This window comes from Pseudomonas sp. H1_F01, from assembly GCF_054681425.1.
The window spans coordinates 6,555,716-6,573,864 of sequence record NZ_CP162823.1; the positions used below are offsets into that span (position 1 = coordinate 6,555,716).

The 18,149-nt window shown below is 62.0% G+C and carries 14 protein-coding genes; 4 read left to right on the forward strand and 10 right to left on the reverse strand.

Annotation, left to right across the window (positions count from 1 at the left end; genetic code table 11):
- Positions 1-27: 27 nt before the first annotated feature.
- The 4 genes from AB4O09_RS29495 to AB4O09_RS29510 all read right to left on the reverse strand — a co-directional run bounded on the left by AB4O09_RS29495 (position 28) and on the right by AB4O09_RS29510 (position 3,237).
- Positions 28-987, reverse strand: coding sequence for a hypothetical protein (locus AB4O09_RS29495; RefSeq protein ID WP_027912155.1), 960 nt, complete (start codon positions 985-987; stop codon positions 28-30).
- A 238-nt stretch (positions 988-1,225) separates the two neighbouring features.
- Positions 1,226-2,149, reverse strand: coding sequence for a sigma 54-interacting transcriptional regulator (locus AB4O09_RS29500; protein WP_003196603.1), 924 nt, complete (start codon positions 2,147-2,149; stop codon positions 1,226-1,228).
- A gap of 47 nt (positions 2,150-2,196) precedes the next feature.
- Entirely contained in the window at positions 2,197-2,778 is a 582-nt protein-coding gene (locus AB4O09_RS29505) for an alpha/beta hydrolase (RefSeq protein ID WP_003196600.1), read from the reverse strand.
- Between the two features lie 213 nt (positions 2,779-2,991).
- The gene (locus AB4O09_RS29510) at positions 2,992-3,237 is read right to left on the reverse strand and encodes a DUF2789 domain-containing protein (RefSeq protein WP_003196599.1); all 246 of its coding nucleotides are present in this window, start codon (positions 3,235-3,237) and stop codon (positions 2,992-2,994) included.
- A 148-nt stretch (positions 3,238-3,385) separates the two neighbouring features.
- Between AB4O09_RS29510 and AB4O09_RS29515 the strand changes: the two genes are divergently transcribed.
- Positions 3,386-3,910, forward strand: a complete 525-nt coding sequence (locus AB4O09_RS29515; RefSeq protein WP_003196597.1) for an NfeD family protein — start codon at positions 3,386-3,388, stop codon at positions 3,908-3,910.
- A gap of 1 nt (position 3,911) precedes the next feature.
- Positions 3,912-4,673 carry a slipin family protein gene (locus AB4O09_RS29520; protein ID WP_003196596.1) on the forward strand — a complete coding sequence of 254 codons (762 nt, stop codon included), beginning with the start codon at positions 3,912-3,914 and terminating at the stop codon, positions 4,671-4,673.
- 120 nt (positions 4,674-4,793) lie between these two features.
- On the opposite strand, the gene AB4O09_RS29525 is transcribed toward AB4O09_RS29520, so the two are convergent.
- Genes AB4O09_RS29525 through AB4O09_RS29545 form a run of 5 tightly spaced genes read right to left on the reverse strand, consistent with a single transcriptional unit; the run spans position 4,794 to position 16,224 of the window.
- Entirely contained in the window at positions 4,794-5,747 is a 954-nt protein-coding gene (locus tag AB4O09_RS29525) for a sulfotransferase family protein (protein WP_003196594.1), read from the reverse strand.
- Positions 5,735-6,520 (reverse strand): aspartyl/asparaginyl beta-hydroxylase domain-containing protein, encoded by a 786-nt coding sequence (locus tag AB4O09_RS29530; RefSeq protein WP_003196591.1) that lies wholly within the window; start codon positions 6,518-6,520, stop codon positions 5,735-5,737. Before AB4O09_RS29530 ends, AB4O09_RS29525 begins: the two co-directional genes overlap by 13 nt.
- A 12-nt stretch (positions 6,521-6,532) precedes the next feature.
- A complete protein-coding gene (locus tag AB4O09_RS29535; protein ID WP_003196589.1) occupies positions 6,533-8,047 on the reverse strand; it encodes a TolC family protein in 1,515 nt (504 codons plus the stop codon).
- Positions 8,048-8,087: 40 nt separating this feature from the next.
- Positions 8,088-15,326 carry an Ig-like domain-containing protein gene (locus AB4O09_RS29540; RefSeq protein WP_053161694.1) on the reverse strand — a complete coding sequence of 2,413 codons (7,239 nt, stop codon included), beginning with the start codon at positions 15,324-15,326 and terminating at the stop codon, positions 8,088-8,090.
- A 52-nt stretch (positions 15,327-15,378) separates the two neighbouring features.
- A complete protein-coding gene (locus AB4O09_RS29545) occupies positions 15,379-16,224 on the reverse strand; it encodes a sulfotransferase family protein (protein WP_003196585.1) in 846 nt (281 codons plus the stop codon).
- A gap of 305 nt (positions 16,225-16,529) precedes the next feature.
- Between AB4O09_RS29545 and AB4O09_RS29550 the strand changes: the two genes are divergently transcribed.
- Both AB4O09_RS29550 and AB4O09_RS29555 read left to right on the forward strand, forming a co-directional pair.
- Positions 16,530-17,117, forward strand: a complete 588-nt coding sequence (locus tag AB4O09_RS29550; RefSeq protein WP_003196583.1) for a phage tail protein — start codon at positions 16,530-16,532, stop codon at positions 17,115-17,117.
- A 46-nt stretch (positions 17,118-17,163) separates the two neighbouring features.
- On the forward strand, positions 17,164-17,475 hold the full coding sequence (locus tag AB4O09_RS29555; protein WP_027912157.1) for a DUF6916 family protein: 312 nt from the start codon (positions 17,164-17,166) through the stop codon (positions 17,473-17,475).
- A gap of 176 nt (positions 17,476-17,651) precedes the next feature.
- Here the strand turns inward: AB4O09_RS29555 and AB4O09_RS29560 are convergent, their stop codons facing one another.
- Positions 17,652-18,143 carry a GNAT family N-acetyltransferase gene (locus AB4O09_RS29560; RefSeq protein WP_003196579.1) on the reverse strand — a complete coding sequence of 164 codons (492 nt, stop codon included), beginning with the start codon at positions 18,141-18,143 and terminating at the stop codon, positions 17,652-17,654.
- Positions 18,144-18,149: the final 6 nt, after the last annotated feature.

Below are 18,149 nucleotides of genomic sequence, written 5' to 3' on the forward strand. Positions count from 1 at the left end.
GGATCGTCCTTGAAAACGTCTTTTTATTTATCGATGAATCCGGACCAAAAGCGGATCATCGGTTAGCTCCAAGCGCAGTTGGTGAGGATTCCCATACATATCTTGAAATTCCATAAGCGTGTTGGATACAGGGTCTCGGACCCACACATCCCCCCCGTGTTTGCCGTAGGCAAGTACCAAAGCAACCTGCCCTTCTTCGCTGCGACTCCCTCCCAACGCATCAGGTCGCTCCCACCTCGGAGCCCCGCCTGTTCGCATATACCTGCCATTGCCATAGCCAACCAGGTAATAACCTGTGTATCGGCGATCCGAGCTTCCTATCCGCGGATGAGTGCCGATATTGAAGCCCGTTACGAACTCAATTCGCTGCTGATCAATGATCAGTTCCAAGACAAAAACCTCGACCTTTTCAATGTCACGCGAGGTGGAGGCGTAGGGGGCCGAAGTGCGATTGAGCGAATACTGTTCTGCCCGATAAACCGCCACAGGAAGCGAATACAATTGAAGAGATGCCAGTTCGGTTTTCGTATCAAACTGGAACATCTCGCCGTCCGCCCGCGTTATTCGCGGCCGCACTCTAATGGGTGTATACGAAGTGCTGCTGACATAAAAATCCACTACATAGACGAACGGTCCCGGCGGTACCGAACCAGGCACAGGGCCGTTGTGAGGCAGTTCGCGAAATCGACTATCTTGGAACTCCATGTACTCCCATACATGGGTACCCTCCGGGCCGTATCTGTTTTTTTTGGACAAAGGCAACCCACTCGATGCATCGACCAAAACGATGGAGTCAAGTTCGGACTGGGTCAGGGGAACTCTCCTATGAAACGCATCTGCCACCGCGACAACTACCCTGACCTTCAGCTGTTGACGACCATTCCTATATACTCGGTTACCACCCGACACTGAAAAAATCTTGAACTCTTGCAACTCGAACCATGCAGGAGCATTTGCCACGACAGACGTATCATTTCCAAACTGCATTTTAAACCTCGACCTTTAGTTAATGAATTCGCAAGTCAAAACTGCTTGCGCCATTCAATTAACGGCCACAAAACCTCCGTAAATCAAGCGGACAAATCAAACATATTATTTATATTAAAATATATAACTTAACGACTGACATAACATTATCAAGGCAATACTTTTAATACTCACATAACAAATCGCCCCGACGGCACAGCCGTCGGGGCTAAATAAAATCGGCGGGCACATGCACAAATCAGAGTTCAGCAAACCACTCTTTCAACTGCTCCAGTTGCTGATGATTGCCGGACCTGACTAACGTTAGAGCCATCTGCTTTACCACCGCCAAAGGTTCCGTCAGGGCTGGCAAGTTAAGATGTTCTGGCAAGATGTAATCCCCAGTGCTCACCAACAACGCAAAATGAATGACATTCTCCAGTTCGCGGGTATTGCCCGGCCAACTGTGCTGTTCAAGTGCGAGTTGCGCCGCTTCGCTGATCAGCGGCACTGTCAGGCCCAGGCGTTGGCTGTAGATGCCCAGGAAATACTCGGCCAATGACAGGATATCGCCCACTCTCTCACGCAGGGCGGGCAATTCGAGCCGGCCTTCACTCAGGTAGTGATAGAGCCGCTCATGGAATTTCCCGGCGGCCACTGCTTGCGCCAGGTCGATGCTGGTGGCCGCAACCAGGCGGACATCCACCGGACTGGGCTGATGCGCGCCGACACGGGTGACTTCGTGGTTCTCCAGGGCCGCCAGCAACTTGATCTGGATCGGCAGTGGCAAATCGCCGATTTCGTCCAGGTAAAGGGTGCCGCCGTTGGCCGAGCCGAACCAACCGGCCCGGCTGCTGGCCGAGCCACTGTAGCTGCCGGCGGCATAACCGAACAGTTCGGCGTCGGCGTAGGTCGGGCTGATAGCGCCGCAGTTGACCGACACAAACAATCCGCCGCGATCGCTTTCGCGATGGATATGCCGGGCCAGCAGTTCCTTGCCGCTACCGGTTTCGCCGCGTATCAGCACCGAAATCGCACGGGGTGCCAGTTGCTCCAATTCCTGGCGCAACTGCCGTGAACGGGGGTCGACGAACACCAGCGCCTTGGCGCGAATGCTCAGGGGGCTTTTTTCCGCATCGGGAAAGGTCAGCAAGGGCTGACCGAAGGTTTCATGCAAACTCATGGCTGGCTCCCGCCCCAGACCGCCGGGAGACGGGGGGCGCTAAAAATTCAGGCGCGACGCAGGGCGTGATGCTCCATGCGGTTTTGCAGACGATAGAGATAAGCGAAACCCTGCTCCCAGCGCTGGTGGCCGGACTTCACGTTGATATGCCCCGCCCCCGCCAGGATCCCGGCCTCGGCTCCCCAATTGCGCGCCAGTTCCAGGGCACGCGGGGCGCTCACGGCGGCGTCGTTGTCGGAGCTGACCACTTGACTTGGGAACGGCAACAGATCAGTGGGAATCGGCGCGAAGTTGCGCAGCGCCGGAGCGCAGGCTGGCCGCTCGACATCCGCCGGCGCCACCAGCAACGCCCCACGGACTTGTCGCAGGAACTGCACCGGCGCGGTGGCGGCCCAATGAGCCACCGTGATGCAACCCAGGCTATGGGCGATCAGGATCACTGGCGTGCTGTCGGCGGCCACGGCCTCGGCCAGCGCCGCGACCCAGTCTTCACGCCGGGGCGTGACCCAGTCGGCCTGCTCGACCCGGGCGCTGTTGGGCAAGCTGTTCTGCCAGTGGGTTTGCCAATGATTTTCCGGCGATCCTTGCCAGCCCGGCACAATCAGGTAGCGAATCGATTCGTTGCGCATGGGTGCTCTCCTGCGTGTCTGTTCCCGGACGAGTATAGGGAGGAGAGCTATATTACTTAAGGAATAAGAAGCTATTTGTTAAGACCTGAAAAGAATATTAACTCGAACCTGTGGGAGCGAGCTTACTCACGATAGCGGTATGTCTGGTACATCCATGCTGACCGACCGTTCGCTATCGCGAGCAAGCTCGCTCCCACAGGTAATGCGTCGATCTCACTCGCTACGCCCTTTGCGCAACAACACATCCAACTGGTCGATCACTTCCGCCCAGTCCGCATCCTCGAGGATCTCGTCGCGCAACATTTGCCGCTGGCCCTCGCTCCAGAAAAACGCATCGGCCAGGTGCAGCCCAGGCTTGAGGGGTGAATGGCTGGTGATAAATTGATCAATGCCCTGAGCGTCATCGGGCAAGCCAAGTTGCTTGAATAATGAGGAAAGAGGGTGAATTGGGGTTTCCATACGGGCCTCCTGAACATAATGGAGATGGCGGGGTGTTTCTCCGCAGTCTAGCCCCTCGCCGACCGCCAGACTGATCAAAATTCAATCAACCCTCGACTCGACTAGACTTTGGATAACGTCCCGACGAATACACGTTGCGGAGGATCCCGTGAACATTCACTGGTTGACGGTTGCGCTGCTGGCGATCAGCGGGCCTGCATTCGGCGCCGATGGCCTCGCGCTGCCATATACCGACCCGATGGCTTTCTGGCTGATCGCCTTTGGCGTGGGCTTGCTGGTCTTCGAGGCGGCCCTGCCCAATTACGGCGTCGCGGGGCTGGGCGGGATTGTCCTGTGTGTGATTGGCGCGGTCATCCTGACCAACGCCGAAGTCCCGGTTCCGCTGATGCTCGGCCTGGGCCTGGTCAGTGCTTTGCTGCTGATCGTCCTGTTGGTCCGTGCGTTGAAAACACGACCGCGCCGACCTTTCAGCGGCGATGCCGCGCTGTTGGGCAGTGTCACGACGGTGACCGCGTTGCAGGCCGGCAATCATCATCATGGCTGGGTCCGGTTGGAAGGCGAACGCTGGCAGGTGGTAAGCGCGACGCCGCTGCGGCCTGGGCAAGCGGTGCGTGTCATCACTCGCAAGGGTTTGCTGCTGGAAGTGGCCCCCGCTGATTCGCAAGGAGTCTGAGATGGGTATGCAAATCGGTTTTACGATGCTGTTGTTGCTGTTGATCGCGTTGGCGGCTTCGACATTCCGGATCCTGCGTGAATATGAACGGGCAGTGGTGTTCCAGCTCGGACGGTTCTGGCAGGTCAAGGGGCCGGGGTTGATCCTGCTGATTCCAGTGGTGCAGCAGATGATCCGCGTCGACCTGCGCACCATTGTCCTCGACGTGCCGCCCCAGGACGTGATCACTCGCGACAACGTCTCGGTGAAGGTCAACGCGGTGCTGTATTTCCGCGTGCTCGATCCGCAGAAAGCCATCATTCAGGTCGAAAACTTCCTCATGGCCACCAGCCAACTGGCCCAGACCACCTTGCGCGCGGTCCTCGGCAAGCATGACCTGGACCAATTGCTGGCCGAGCGCGAGCAATTGAACGGCGACATCCAGCAAGTGCTCGACGCCCAGACCGACGCCTGGGGCATCAAGGTGGCGAACGTCGAGATCAAGCACGTGGACCTCAACGAATCGATGATCCGCGCCATCGCCCGCCAAGCCGAGGCCGAGCGGGAACGCCGGGCCAAGGTGATCCACGCCGAAGGCGAGCTTCAAGCCTCGGAAAAACTCATGCAGGCCGCCGAAATGCTCGGCCGCCAGCCGGGCGCCATGCAGTTGCGCTACATGCAGACGCTGGGCTCGATTGCCGGGGATAAAAGCTCCACCATCGTCTTCCCCTTGCCGATTGAATTGCTCAAGGGGATGGCGGAGTTGTCGCCCAACAAGGCTTGATGCATTGCCCACTGTGGGAGCAAGGCTGGCCCGCGATGGCGGCGATGCGGTCTTTCAGAAATCGAGGCGCCTGTTTCGCGAGCAAGCTTTGCTCCCACAATGGGGAAGTGCGGCGTTTCGCTAGAACCCCTCGCCATAGCGCAATGTTTCGAGAGCTTCATAGGGCCCCTGCGCCCAGCGCATGACCCGCTCACGCAACAACGCCGAAGCCTCCCGGCGCTTGTCCTCGCTATCGCCTACAAACGCTTGCGCCGGCTGCTTGGCGTGCTGCCCGACCGCTGCGAACACTTGCCCGCATTGCTCATCATCGAGCCGGAAAAACGCCGCCAGCCTGCCCGTCATCGCCTCGGGCAGTTCGGTGTAGTTGACCGCCATTGCGCCAAATACCTGACAGTGTTCCAAACCCGTCGCCAACAACCGTCCCACCCGACGCGAGATGAAATCTTCCGGGCTGCCGAACGGCAATCCATCGTCCAGGACCGTCGCCCCGATCATCCCCGGCACCATGTGCATGCCGGGACGCCGCAGGTGGGAGACGGCGATTTCCAAGGGGTCGCGGTACAGGAACAGCCAGGGCGTGTCGGGGAAACACTCACGCAACAGCGCCAGCTCACCGATGTTCCAGGCGTCGAGTTTGACCACCAGGCGTTGCTCCACGCCTCGGCGGCGCTGCCCATAGGCGGACATCAAGCCCTTGAGCGCCACGCACTGCTCGGCAGGCGACAGATCACTGCGCAGCAACGTATCCAGGGGCGGTGGTTCCGAGATAACGATGTGATCGTCCAATTGGGCAAGCATCTGGCTGATCAAGGTCGAGCCGCAGCGGGAGGCATGGAAAATGAACGCACTGGGCGCCAGGCCCGGGCTTTGTCGTTGCCACTGACCGAACACGTCCAAGGGTGTCTGGCGGCGGAACGCCTGGTTGAAGGGCAAGCGCAGGGCGTCTTCCACGGCGTCGCCGAAGAATGGCTGCGACAGTCGCGCGTCGCCGAACCAGCACCAATCGACCCGCCACTGCCCGGCCTCTTGCCATACGCGGATCGGCAACCAGCCATGCAGATTCAGGTCTTCCATTGGTCTCTCCACTGCTGGCGACCGGTGCGCATCGCAGCCCGCAACTCCTCCCGGGTGAAATGAAGCCCTCGTTCGGCCCCCAGCGCCAGAGCGGAGTCAATGAAAGCTTCCGGCTCATGCAGGTTCTGCAAGGTTCGGGCGAGATGGGGATCCGTTTCTACACGCTGCCGAAAAAGGACAAAGTCGCTTGGCCCGACGCCCACAGCGGGTGTGGTGGGCAGCCCATCGGCAATCTGCTGTGCCAGCCAAGGCCCAGGACGACAATCGAGCACCAGGTGAACCCGCGAATGAGCGCTTCGATTCACAACTCGATGAGGTCGCGCCAGGTCGAGGAACCAGCACTCGCCCGCCGTCATCGGAATGATTTGCCCATCCAGGAAGAAGTCCACGCCAGGCGAGCTGAGCAGCGGCACGTGCAGGCGCAGGTCGGCGTCCGGCCCGTCCAGGTCATAGTCGCGATGTTCGTGGATGCACCCGCCGGGCCCGAGCCGCAGCAGCCGGGCCGAGACGATCTCCAGGGGCCAGTCGCGCAACGCCTCATGCCAACGGCCATCCGTTGACCAAGGCGCGCGGTGCAGGGGCTGACCGCGCCCGGGCGACAGCTCGGTGACGGCATCCGCCGCCGAGATCAGCGCCACCCCGCTCCAGTCGCCGCTGTAATAGGCACTGTTGAAATGCCCCTGCCAGCGCTCGTCTTCAACGGCGGCCAGTGCCTGCAACAGCAACGGCAGGTTCACCGCCACCGGCAGCCGGGAAAACGCCGGGCGCGTCATGCCAGCGCCCGGTTATTGAGTCACCGCGGCCGTCGTCGGCACCGTGATGTCGCCTTGGGCCCAGGCTGCTTCACGATTAGCCAGCGCCGAGGCAATCGACTGGACTGCGGTCGATTGCACTTCGTTTGGCAGCGGGTCCAGACCGGCGCTGGCGAAGATCTGCCCATAAGCGTTGCGCAGGTCGGCGTAGGCCAGGTCCCGGCGCAGATCGGCCTGCAGGGTGTTCAGTTCACCCTGGATCAGATCCAGCTCGCCAATGCCGGCAGCCTCGTGACGGTTGCGCAGTTGACCGACAATCTGCCCGTCGATGTCCGCCAGTTGCTGGCTGGTCTTGAACTGGCGCAGCGCTTCGCGATAGTTGGCATTGGCCACGTACAACTGCGCCAACACGGCAATCGACATCGCCTGGCGCCGCGCCGACGCCACTTCTTCACCGGCCTTGGCCACGTCGATGGCCGCCGGGGCGGAAATCACGTTGAACAGGTTCCAGGTGACTTTCACGCCATAGTCGGCCCAGCCCTGTTCCACCAGGAACGAGTTGCTGTCGTAATGCCCGCCGGCGGAAAACTCCAGCCCCGGCAGCAGGCGCAGCATGGCCTTGCGGGTTTCGGCGGCGGTGATGCGGGTCTGGTAATCCTGCTCGCGCAGTTCCGGACGGCTGGCCAGGGCTTCCTGTTCGAGACGGGCCAGGTCGACCTTGAGTTCCGGGATGGCGTATTCATCCTGGGTCGCCAGGGTCAGCTCGGTGCCCAAGGGCAAGTTGATCAGGGTCGCCAGTTCGGTCTTGGCCAGGGACAGCGCCCGACGCTGCTCTTCGAGCTGGCGAGTAGCCTGGATCAGCGAGCGCTGGTAGCCCAGGGCCTGCACCGGGTCGCCAATGCGCTGTTCGCTCATGCTCTGGCTATTGTCCCGCGCCGTCTCGACCCGGGCCATCAGGCTGTCGATCTGCTTGAGCAGGCGCTCGGCGGCCATGGCGCGCCAGTAGGCTGAACGCACGTCCTGGACGATGGTGTTGATCACCTTGCGCCGGCGCTCCTGCACGATCAGGCGCTGGTCCCCGGCCTGCTTGGCGCTGATGTAGCTGACGCCGAAATCGAGCACGTTCCAGACCATGGTCAGGTCCGCCACCTCGCGGTCGCGGTCCTGGGAGGTCGACGGCTCCAGGGACTGGGTGCCGGTTTCCACGCTCTGGCTGCTGGAGGCGTTGACGTTGTTGCGGCCCACATAACCGGCGTCCAGGGCCATGCGCGGCAGCATGTCGAAACTGGCCAGGTCCAACTGACGCTTGGCCAGGGCTTCCTCCATGATCTTCAAGCGGCCTTCGAGGTTGTACTTCACTGCCCGGGCCATGGCCTGGTGCAGGGTCAGCGGGCCGCTGAGCGGCTCCTGATCCTTGTACATATTCTGCAGGTCGGTTCGAGCGCGCTGTTCGCTGACGCTACGCTCGATCGGATCGCTGGTGACCGCACAACCACTCACCACCAACGCCAGCAAACTCATACCGAATAACTTCTGACTTCTATTCATTCCCTGGATTGCCCCTGGCTGCCCCAATATTTTTTAGAATTCAGGCCTGCACTTGGCTGATGCCGACCTGTTGTAACGCGCTCGCCAGGCTGTCGACCTGACGCTGTTCAGTGTCCTTGAGGTGTTGCAGTTGCTGACCCAGGGTCGGCGCCCCGAACGTCCCGCGCAGCCCTTGGGAAACATCGCCGCCCTGCATCGACTGGCTGTCGAAGGCGTCCATTGATTCGCCCTCGGAGCCGGAGTCCTGGTTGAACAGGGTCGACAGCGTGCTGGTGCCGAACACCCCGCCATCACCACCACCAAAGCCCAGGAACCCCTGGCCGCTACCGTCGCCGGCGGCGTCAGTGCTGAAGACCTGGGCGATATAGCTCGGCGCAAGCGCACCATGGTTGATGAAAATATCCCCGATCGGCCGCAGGCCACCGCCCACGTCCCGTTGCTCGAACAGCGGCGGGAAGCCCAGCGGCGAACCGAGGTTGCCGGTCGGCGGGGTAAAGACGATCGGTTGCAACGGCACCTCGGACGGCGGGATAACCGTGACCGGATCGGTGGTCAGGAACTCCGGCGGCGGCTTCACATCGTTGGGCACCACAGTGTCGATCGCATAGTTGTTGGACACCGCCACGCTGGCCCCGGCGTTGCCCGTCTGGTCGCTGACGTTGCTGGTGTCCAGGGCAATGAAATTGCTCGGGTCGGTGAGGTTCACCGTCGGTGTGAACGTCGCGGTCCAGGTCTTGCCACCATCGCTGGTGGTCAGGTTGGTCAGTTCACCGTTGGTGACGCTGAGGTCCGACAGGTCAAAATCCGTCACCGCTTCGCTGAAGGTGAAGGTCACCTGGGTCGTCTCGCCCACTGTCAGATTCGGGTCGGCGACCACGATGGTTGCCGTCGGCCGGGTGGCGTCGAGTGCGTAGTTGGCGGAAATCGCGATGCCCACGCCGGCGTTACCGGCCAGGTCCTGCACATTGCCGGCATCGAGCAGGATCAGGTTGGTGGCATCGTTGACGCCCACAGTCGGCGTCAGGGTCGCGGTCCAGGTCAGGCCACCGTCACTGCTGGCAAGGTTGGACAACACGCCATTGGCGACACTGAGATCCGACAAGTCGAAACCGGACACCGCCTCGGTGAAGCTGATGGTCACGGTGGTGCTCTGGCCAATGCCCAGGGTGGTATCGCCCACGGTGATGGTGGCGCCAGGGCGAACCGTGTCGATTGCGTAGTTGTTGGAGTCCACCACACCGCCACCGCTGTTGCCCGAGGCGTTGACCACGCCGCTGGTGTCCAGGCTGATCAGGTTGCTGGTGTCGGTGATGCTGGCGCTCGGCGTGAACGTGGCCGTCCAGGTGACGCCGCCGTCGGTGGACGACACATTGCTGAGCGTACCGTTGCTGATGGTCAGGTCGCTGTTGTCGAAACCGCTCACCGCTTCCGAGAACGTAATGGTGACCTGCGAGGTTTCTCCTATGCGCAGCGCACTGTCGGCCACCACGATCGTGGCCGTCGGCACCTGCGTCTCGACTGCATAGTTGGCCGAATCGGTAGTGCCGGTCCCGGTATTGCCGGCCGCGTCGCTCACGCCGGTATTGTCCAGGGTGATCAGGTTGCTGGTGTCGGTCACGCCCAGGGTCGGCGTGAAGGTTGCGGTCCAGGTCAGGCCGCCATCGCTGCTGCTGACGGCGCTCAGAGTACCGTTGGCGACGCTCAGGTCAGCGTTGCTGAAGCCGGTCACCGCCTCGCTGAAGGTGATGGTCACCTGCGCGGTTTCACCCGGTTTCAACACCGAATCGCTCAGCACGATAGTGGCGGACGGGCGCTGGCTGTCGACGCTGTAGTTGTTCGAATCAGTGGTGCCGCTGCCCGCGTTGCCCGCCAGGTCGGCGACGCCGCTGTTGGCAAGGGTGATGACGTTGCTGGTGTCCGTGACGCCACTGGTCGGAGTGAAAGTCGCGGTCCAGGTGATGCCGCCGTCACTGCTGCTCAACCCGCTGAGCGTACCGTTGGCGACGCTCAGGTCGGCGTCGGTGAAACCGGTCACGGCCTCGTTGAAGGTGATGGTCACCAGCGAGGTCTCACCGGCGGCAATGGCGGTGTCGGCGACGACGATGGTCGCCGTTGGGCGCACGGTGTCGACGGCGTAGTTGTTCGAATCGGTGGTGCCGACGCCAGCGTTGCCTGAGACGTTGACGACACCGGTATTGTCCAGGGTGATCAGGTTGCTGGTATCGGAAATGCTCGCGCTCGGTGTGAACGTGGCCGTCCAGGTAACGCCACCGTCGGAGGACGACACGTTGCTCAGCGTGCCGTTGCTGATGGTCAGGTCGCTGTTGTCGAAACCGCTCACCGCTTCGTTGAAGGTGATGGTCACCTGGCTGGTTTCACCGATGCTCAGGGACGTATCGGCCACCACGATGGTCGCCGTCGGCACCTGCGTGTCGATCGCGTAGTTGGTCGAGTTGGTCGTGCCGGCTCCGGTGTTGCCCGCCGCGTCACTCACGCCGGTATTGTCCAGGATGATCAGGTTGGATGTATCCCGCACACCGAGGGTCGGCGTGAAGGTCGCAGTCCAGGTCAGGCCGCCATCGCTGCTGCTGACGGCACTCAGCGTGCCGTTGGCAACGCTCAGGTCAGCGTTGGTGAAACCGGTCACCGCCTCGCTGAAGGTGATGGTCACCAGCGAGGTTTCGCCGACACTGAGGTTGGCATCGGCCAGCACGATCGTTGCGGTCGGACGTTCGGTGTCCAGCGCGTAGTTGTTGGAGTCGGTGCCGCCGACATTGAGGTTGCCCGCCAGGTCAACGATGCTGCCGCTGTTGAGCGAGATGACGTTGCTGGTGTCCGTGACGCCACTGGTCGGCGTGAAGGTCGCAGTCCAGGTGATGCCGCCATCGCTGCTGCTCAGCCCGGAGATCACGCCGTTGGCGACCGTCAGGTCAGCACTGGTGAATGCCGTCACGGCCTCGTTGAAGGTGATGGTCACCAGCGAGGTCTCGCCAGCGGCAATGGCGGTGTCGGCCACGACGATGGTCGCGGTTGGGCGCACTGTATCGACAGCATAGTTGTTGGAGTCGGTGGTGCCCACGCCGGCGTTGCCCGCAGCGTTGATCAAGCCGGTATTGTCCAGGGTGATCACGTTGCTGGTGTCGGAAATGCTCGCGCTCGGCGTGAACGTGGCCGTCCAGGTGACGCCGCCGTCGGTGCTGCTCATGGTGCTGAGCGTACCGTTGCTGACGGTCAAGTCCGCGTTGTCGAACCCGCTGACCGCCGAGTTGAACGTCACGGTGACCAACGTCGTCTCGCCGATGCTCAATGTGGTATCGGCAATCACGATGGTCGCCGTCGGCACGTTGGTGTCGACCTGGTAGTTGTTGGAGTTGGTGGTGCCGGTACCGGTGTTGCCCGCCGCATCGCTGACGCCGGTGTTGTTCAGGACAATGAGGTTGGACGTGTCGCTGACCCCGAGGGCTGGCGTGAAGGTGGCGGTCCAGGTGATGCCGCCATCACTGCTGCTGACGGCACTCAACGTGCCGTTGGCCACGCTCAGGTCCGAATTGTCGAAACCGGTCACCGCTTCGGAGAAGGTGATGGTGACCAGCGACGTTTCGCCAACGCTCAGCGCCGTATCGGCAACCACGATGGTGGCGGTCGGGCGCAGCGTGTCGACGACGTAGTTGTTGGAGTCGGTGGTACCGCTGCCGACGTTGCCTGCACCGTCCACCACGCCCGTGTTATTGAGCGTGATCAGGCTGGTGGTATCGCTGATGCCAGCGCTCGGCGTGAAGGTCGCGGTGTAAGTGATGTTGTCGCTGGTGCTCAGGCCGCTCAGGCTGCCGTTGGCGACGGTCAGGTCCGCCAGGGTGAAACCCGTCACGGGCTCGCTGAAGGTGATCGTCACCAGCGATGTTTCGCCAACGGCGATGGCCGTGTCGGCGACCACGATGGTGGCGGTCGGACGCACGGTGTCGATGGCGTAGTTATTGGAATCGGTGGTCCCGCTGCCAGCGTTGCCGGCTGAGTCCGTAATGCCGGTGTTATCCAGGGTGACCAGGTTGGTGGTGTCGCTGACGCTGGCACTTGGCGTGAGCGTGCCGGTCCAGGTGATGCCGCCGTCGCCGCTGCTCAGGCCGGTGATCGTACCGTTGGCGACCGTCAGGTCGGCGGTGGTAAAGCCTGTCACCGCTTCGTTGAAGGTGATGGTCACCAGCGAGGTTTCGCCGACGCTCAAGGCGTTGTCGGCCACGACGATAGTCGCGGTCGGACGCTGGGTGTCGACGGCATAGTTGTTGGAACTGGTGGTGCCGCTGCCGGTGTTGCCCGCCGCGTCTGCCACACCGGTATTGGCCAGGATGATCAGGTTGGTGGCATCGGTGGTGCTGGCGCTCGGGGTGAGCGTCGCGGTCCAGGTGATGCCGCCGTCGCTGCTGCTCAGGCCGCTCAAGGAGCCATTGGCAACGGTGAGGTCAGCCAGGGTGAAACCGGTCACCGCCTCGCTGAAGGTGATCGTCACCAGTGAGGTTTCGCCGATGTTCAGCGCGGTATCGGCCACCACGATGGTGGCGGTCGGGCGCGCGGTGTCGATGGCGTAGTTGTTGGAGTCGGTGGTCCCGCTGCCGGCGTTCCCGGACAGGTCGGCAATGCCGGTGTTATCCAGGGTGATCAGGTTGGTGGTGTCGCTGACGCTGGCACTTGGTGTGAGCGTCCCGGTCCAGGTGATACCACCGTCGCTGCTGCTCAGGCCGGTGACCGTGCCATTGGCGACCGTCAGGTCGGCGGTAGTAAAACCACTCACCGCCTCGCTGAACGTGATGGTCACCACGGAGGTTTCACCGACGCGCAGCGCGGTGTCAGACACCACGATGGTGGCGGTCGGGCGTTGCGTGTCGATGGCGTAGTTGTTGGAGTTGGTCGTCCCCACGCCGGCGTTGCCATTGAGGTCCGCCACGCCCGTATTGTTCAGGACAATGAGATTGGATGTATCGGTGATCGCCGCATCCGGCGTCAGCGTGGCCGTCCAGGTGATGCCACCGTCGCTGCTGCTCAGGCCGCTAAGCGTACCGTTGGCCACCGTCATGTCGGCCGTGGTAAAGCCGGAAACGGCTTCGGAGAAGGTGATGGTGACCGTGGAGGTCTCGCCAATCCTCAGGGCCGTGTCGCTCACCACGATGGACGCCGTGGGTGCCACGGTGTCATTGACGATGTAATTGTTCGAGTCGGTGGTGCCCACCCCGGCATTGCCGGCCAGGTCGGCGACGCCGGTATTGTTCAGGGTGATGATGTTGGTGGTGTCGGCGATGTTGCTGGCCGCGGTCAACGTACCAGTCCAGGTGATGCCACCGTCGCCACTGGTCAAGGTGCCGACGCTGCCGTTCTGCACCGTCAGGTCCGCTGCGGTAAGGCCGGTAACGGCTTCGGAAAAGGTGATGGTCACCGTCGACGTACCACCGGAGTTCAGGTTGGTATTGGCCACCACGACGGTCGCGGTGGGCGGCGTCTCGTCCGGCACATAGTTGGTGTTGATGGTGCCGCCATCCCCGTAGACGTTGGCCACCGACGCCGGCGAAACGCCAGCGCTGCCAGCGCTTGTCCCTCCCACGCCGCTGCCACCGACGTTACCGGCCAGGGCCGCGAAGTTGGCAGCCGTGATCAGGATCGAGCCTTTGTTCCAGATGGCGCCGACACCGACACCACCCGCACCACCCGCCTGGAGATAGCTACCGCCAGCCCCGCCGCCACCACCACCACCGCCGGCACCGACGTTGTTGGAGATGACCGAGTTGCCGATGATCCGCAGGGTTGCGCCGGTATCGTTGTAGATACCCCCCACCGCGCCGCCGCCAGCGCCGCCGATGTCGTCATAACCATCGCCACCGCCGCCACCGCCGATGGACAAGCCTCCGCTGGTGGCCGTGCCGCCGGCCGAACCGGTGCTGTAGCCTGGATAAGCCGCACCGCCCGCGCCACCCGTGGTGGAACCGCCACGCCCGCCAATGTTGAAGAAGCCGCCGCCCGCGCCCCCTTGTCCGGCCGTGCCGTTGGAGCCCGTGGAGTTGAGCGTGTCGCCGCCCTTGCCACCGGTACCGCCAGTGATCGCGCCACCGCCACCACCGCCGCCACCGGCGTACTGCGGCGTTACACCACCGCCACCGCCGCCGCCCGAAGCGGCGTTCGCGGTCACCGTGACGTTTCTCAGGGTCAAGGTGCCGGCGTTGTAGATGCCGCCGCCCTGGGACACCAGCGCATCGTCGCCGCCGTTACCACCGTTGCCTGCCACCATGCCCCGGGTAATGACCAGGCCATCGAGGGTGGCGGTGGTACCCGACGTCACGTTGATGATCTGGGTGCGATATTGCCCATCCAGGGTCACATCGGCGACGTTGTCGTTGTTGAGGTCGCCATCGATGGTGACGTTTCTATCGACCACCAGCACTTGGGTCAGCGCGACGGTCATGCTGGTATTGAACGTGACAATGTCACCGTTCTGCGCCGAACCCAGGGCTGCGCGCAAAGAACCGATACCCGAATTGAGGTTATTGGTGGCGGTCCAGGTGGCCAGGCCCCATTGGTACTCGCTCATGGCGGAGTTCGAGAGCACGTTGGCGCTTTCGATGTTGCCGGTGGCGATTTCCAGGTCCCAGTCGCCGCCCAGGCCGGTACGGTCGTCGGACGCCGCTACATCGCGGCCGGTCAACTGCGCCAATGAATCGACCAGGCTCAAGCCACGTTCGCCTTCGGCGGTATAGCAGCCATAGATCAGGATATCGCCACCGGCATTCATGTCCTGGCCGATCTGCGCGAGCACTTCGCTGCGGGCCTGGACGTTATCCGCCGACAGGTAGCTGTTGCCCAGCCACAAATCACCAGCGTTACCGTGGGCGATGATCTGCACCGAGCTGATGCCCTGGTGGGTGTCCAGGTAATCGGCGATCTGTTGCAAGCCGTCCTTGCTGGCATCCAGTTGCACGACCTGGGTACCAGGCGCCACGCCTTCGAGCAGGCTGGCGGAATCCTTGACCCGGGAATCGACGAACACCACAGACTTGCCCGGCACGGCAGCCTCGGTGGCATCGACCTGGCCCTGGGGTGCATGGGTGTCGGCCGGCTGGTCCGCCGTGGGCGTCTTGGCCGCATCGGCCGTCGGATGTGCATCCGGTTGAGCAGCGTCGGCCACGGTTGCCGCCACCGCGCCGTCGAATAGCATTCGCGGCTCCAGGGACATGATCATTGGCGATGCCAGGGCCTGTGCGCCCTCGGTTACCCGCGATTTGCCTTTACTCCACCACATGACGATCACCTGGACTCGAACTTCTTGAACACGCAAATGAAAAAAACCGCAATCAGCTGATCGCGGCGTCGGTTTTCATACGAATGACATTGGCGGCGCTTGCGGACCCATCGCGCCAGAACGACAACTCGGCATACTTTTCAAACAGATCCGGCGGCAGCAAGGTCCGCCGGGCTTGCGGCGCGACCTTGGGCTTGACCTTGTGCAGGCCGGCAACGCCCAGGGCCTGGTCGAAGGCCGGCGCGTCGTAGGTCAAGTGATTGAAATCGTGCTCGAACCAGGGTTCGCCGATGAAGTCGTACACCAGGCGCATCACCCGCTCCGGGGCCTGGCTCAACAAATCGTAATCAACGATCAGCAGCGACTCGGCGTTCTCACCGTAATAGGCCTCTTTGAGCGCCGTCCAGGCGAACCCCACCAGGCGGTTGCGCTGGGCCAGGGTTTCGCAGCGGCTGTAGACGGTGTTGCGCTCGTCATCGTCGTTGAACAGCTTGGTGTTTTCGAACGGATTGGCGCGGTAGAGCCGCTCCAGGCTGTCGAGCACCCAGGCGACGTTGCGCACACAGGCGATGGTCTTGGCTTGGGGAAACAGATCCTGCAAGGCAGGCAAGCGGGCGCACCACTGGCGGTTCGTATCGAAGATGACAGGCTTGTCGGATTTGTCGGCGTAGTAGGAGTCGAAGAGACCGCGCAGCAGGCGGCGGCGCAGGTCGGTGTCGATGACCGAGCCGAACTCGCTGCCGGCGCTGCATTGCTGCAGGACGCTGCTGAACAGCGAACCGACGGGACTGGTCATGCCGGCATGAAAGCGCGGGTTCTGCAACAAAATGGCAGAAAGCAGGGTCGAGCCCGAGCGCGGTAAACCGGAGATAAAGTGAAACTGCGGCAATCCCTTCACCTGTTTGTAGTCCCTTTGTATCGCCAAGCGTAGCCGAGGAAATAATCGCCGACTAGTAGTACTTTGACATCAAATACACCTTGAACCGTAAAAAAGATGGACGGTACAGGCCCACGGCATACGTGAATCGATTAAGCGAACTCGAAGTATTTTCATGCCCTTTTCACCCAGCAGAATGAAACAACCGCGTCTACGCTCAGCGTGCGTGACCAGGCCAGGGGTTAAGGAGTAGGACTGATCGCACCTCTCCTCCCCCAGACCCTGCCCGCGTCGCCATACCAACAATCTGAAGGGATGAGGAATCTATGGAAGTATTTATGGGCACTATCCAGTCATTCGCCTTTAACTTCGCGCCCAATGGCTGGGCGCTGTGCAACGGGCAGACACTCGGCATCTCCCAATACCAGGCGTTGTTCTCCCTGCTCGGCACCTACTACGGAGGCAACGGCACCACCAACTTCATGCTGCCCAACTTGCAAGGCCGCCTGCCCTTGGGGCAAGGCAACGGCCTGGGCCTGACTCCGCGGGTCATCGGCGAAGTTTCCGGTACCGAAAACGTCACAGCAACGATCAACAACCTGCCCAACCACACCCACACGCTCGCAGGCATCAGTGCCTCGACCACCCTGCAACTGGCCAACCCGGCCAGCAACCCGGTGAATACCCCAACGGCCACCAACTCGTTCATCGGCACCTCAGGCACCGGGCCGGGATCGGCGGCGATCTATTCCGACAAGATAGGCGCCTCGCCGGTGCCGTTGCAGGGGGTGACCACCACCGTTAACGGCACGATTTCCGCCACAGGCAACGGTTTGCCAATGGAGATAATGAACCCGTTCCTGGCGATCAACTTCAGCGTCGCGCTGAATGGCCTCTTCCCGTCCCGTAACTGATGAATCGCCGGAGGGCTACGGTCCTCCGGCCTTTTGGAGTCTCGACATGCTGCAACAGGTTCATAGCCGCCATTTCCAACCGCTGCTGGGCCAGACCGGCAGCCTGACCCTGCCCGACGGCAGTCGCCTGCCGGTGCGCTTCGAAACCCTCGAAGAAACACCTCGGGCAAAGCTGCCGAACACCGAGCGCATGCCCTTCAGTGTGGAACTCAACAGCCTGGAAAGTACGGCGTTCGTGGACGGCCTCTGCGAGCTGGAAGTGCCGGAACTGGGCAAGATCGAGGGGGTATTCGTGTCACGGATGCCACCCATGGGACGGGATCCGGCGCTGGGGTATTTCTACATCGCGTTTAACTGATCACACAAAACCCGAGTTCAAAACAGACCTATTGTCGGAGCGGGCTGTGTGGGAGCAAAGCTTGCTCGCGATCCAGGCGCAGCGGTCCTCAAGAGACCGCGGCGTTTTCATCGCGGGCAAGCCTTGCTCCCACACAGCCCGCTCCCACAGGAATTTATAGTGCCTGCAAGACTTGCTCAGTTGCCTTTCGGATACCAGACCAACCGCTCCGCCGCCGGGCTGCGCTCTTGTACTTCGAAACCCAGCGCCAGGTAGTGCCGGCGGGCATGGGGATTGCTGGTCCAGACCACGGTCGCCACCGGGCAACGGATCTGTTGCGCGGCTTTCTGCACCCCTTGCAGCACCGTCCGGCCATAACCTTGCCCACGCGCCTGGGGGATGAAGGCCAGGTACAGCACGCGAATTTCATTGGGGCCGAAATCCGTGCTCAAGGCGCCGATGGCGGTGCCGAGTTTTTCCACGACGTAATGCATGGCATTGGGAAAGTTCTCGCCCAACCCTTGCTCCTGCACCTGGAACTGCTGGGCAAGCACCTGTTGCACTTGCTCGTGCTCACCGTCGATCCACTGCAGGTCCGGTCGCGCCGCCTGGTACAGGCCCTGCAAGAACGGTCCATCGCTGACCCGCGATGGACGCACCACCAATCCCTCTGCTGCCACTGAATCCATGCTCGC

Bases quoted from the DNA above. Each gene is read 5' to 3' on its own strand.
- AB4O09_RS29495 (WP_027912155.1), bottom strand. From the start codon at position 987: ATGCAGTTTGGAAATGATACGTCTGTCGTGGCAAATGCTCCTGCATGG.
- AB4O09_RS29500 (WP_003196603.1), bottom strand. From the start codon at position 2,149: ATGAGTTTGCATGAAACCTTCGGTCAGCCCTTGCTGACCTTTCCCGAT.
- AB4O09_RS29505 (WP_003196600.1), bottom strand. From the start codon at position 2,778: ATGCGCAACGAATCGATTCGCTACCTGATTGTGCCGGGCTGGCAAGGA.
- AB4O09_RS29510 (WP_003196599.1), bottom strand. From the start codon at position 3,237: ATGGAAACCCCAATTCACCCTCTTTCCTCATTATTCAAGCAACTTGGC.
- AB4O09_RS29520 (WP_003196596.1), top strand. From the start codon at position 3,912: ATGGGTATGCAAATCGGTTTTACGATGCTGTTGTTGCTGTTGATCGCG.
- AB4O09_RS29525 (WP_003196594.1), bottom strand. From the start codon at position 5,747: ATGGAAGACCTGAATCTGCATGGCTGGTTGCCGATCCGCGTATGGCAA.
- AB4O09_RS29530 (WP_003196591.1), bottom strand. From the start codon at position 6,520: ATGACGCGCCCGGCGTTTTCCCGGCTGCCGGTGGCGGTGAACCTGCCG.
- AB4O09_RS29535 (WP_003196589.1), bottom strand. From the start codon at position 8,047: ATGAATAGAAGTCAGAAGTTATTCGGTATGAGTTTGCTGGCGTTGGTG.
- AB4O09_RS29540 (WP_053161694.1), bottom strand. From the start codon at position 15,326: ATGTGGTGGAGTAAAGGCAAATCGCGGGTAACCGAGGGCGCACAGGCC.
- AB4O09_RS29550 (WP_003196583.1), top strand. From the start codon at position 16,530: ATGGAAGTATTTATGGGCACTATCCAGTCATTCGCCTTTAACTTCGCG.
- AB4O09_RS29555 (WP_027912157.1), top strand. From the start codon at position 17,164: ATGCTGCAACAGGTTCATAGCCGCCATTTCCAACCGCTGCTGGGCCAG.
- AB4O09_RS29560 (WP_003196579.1), bottom strand. From the start codon at position 18,143: ATGGATTCAGTGGCAGCAGAGGGATTGGTGGTGCGTCCATCGCGGGTC.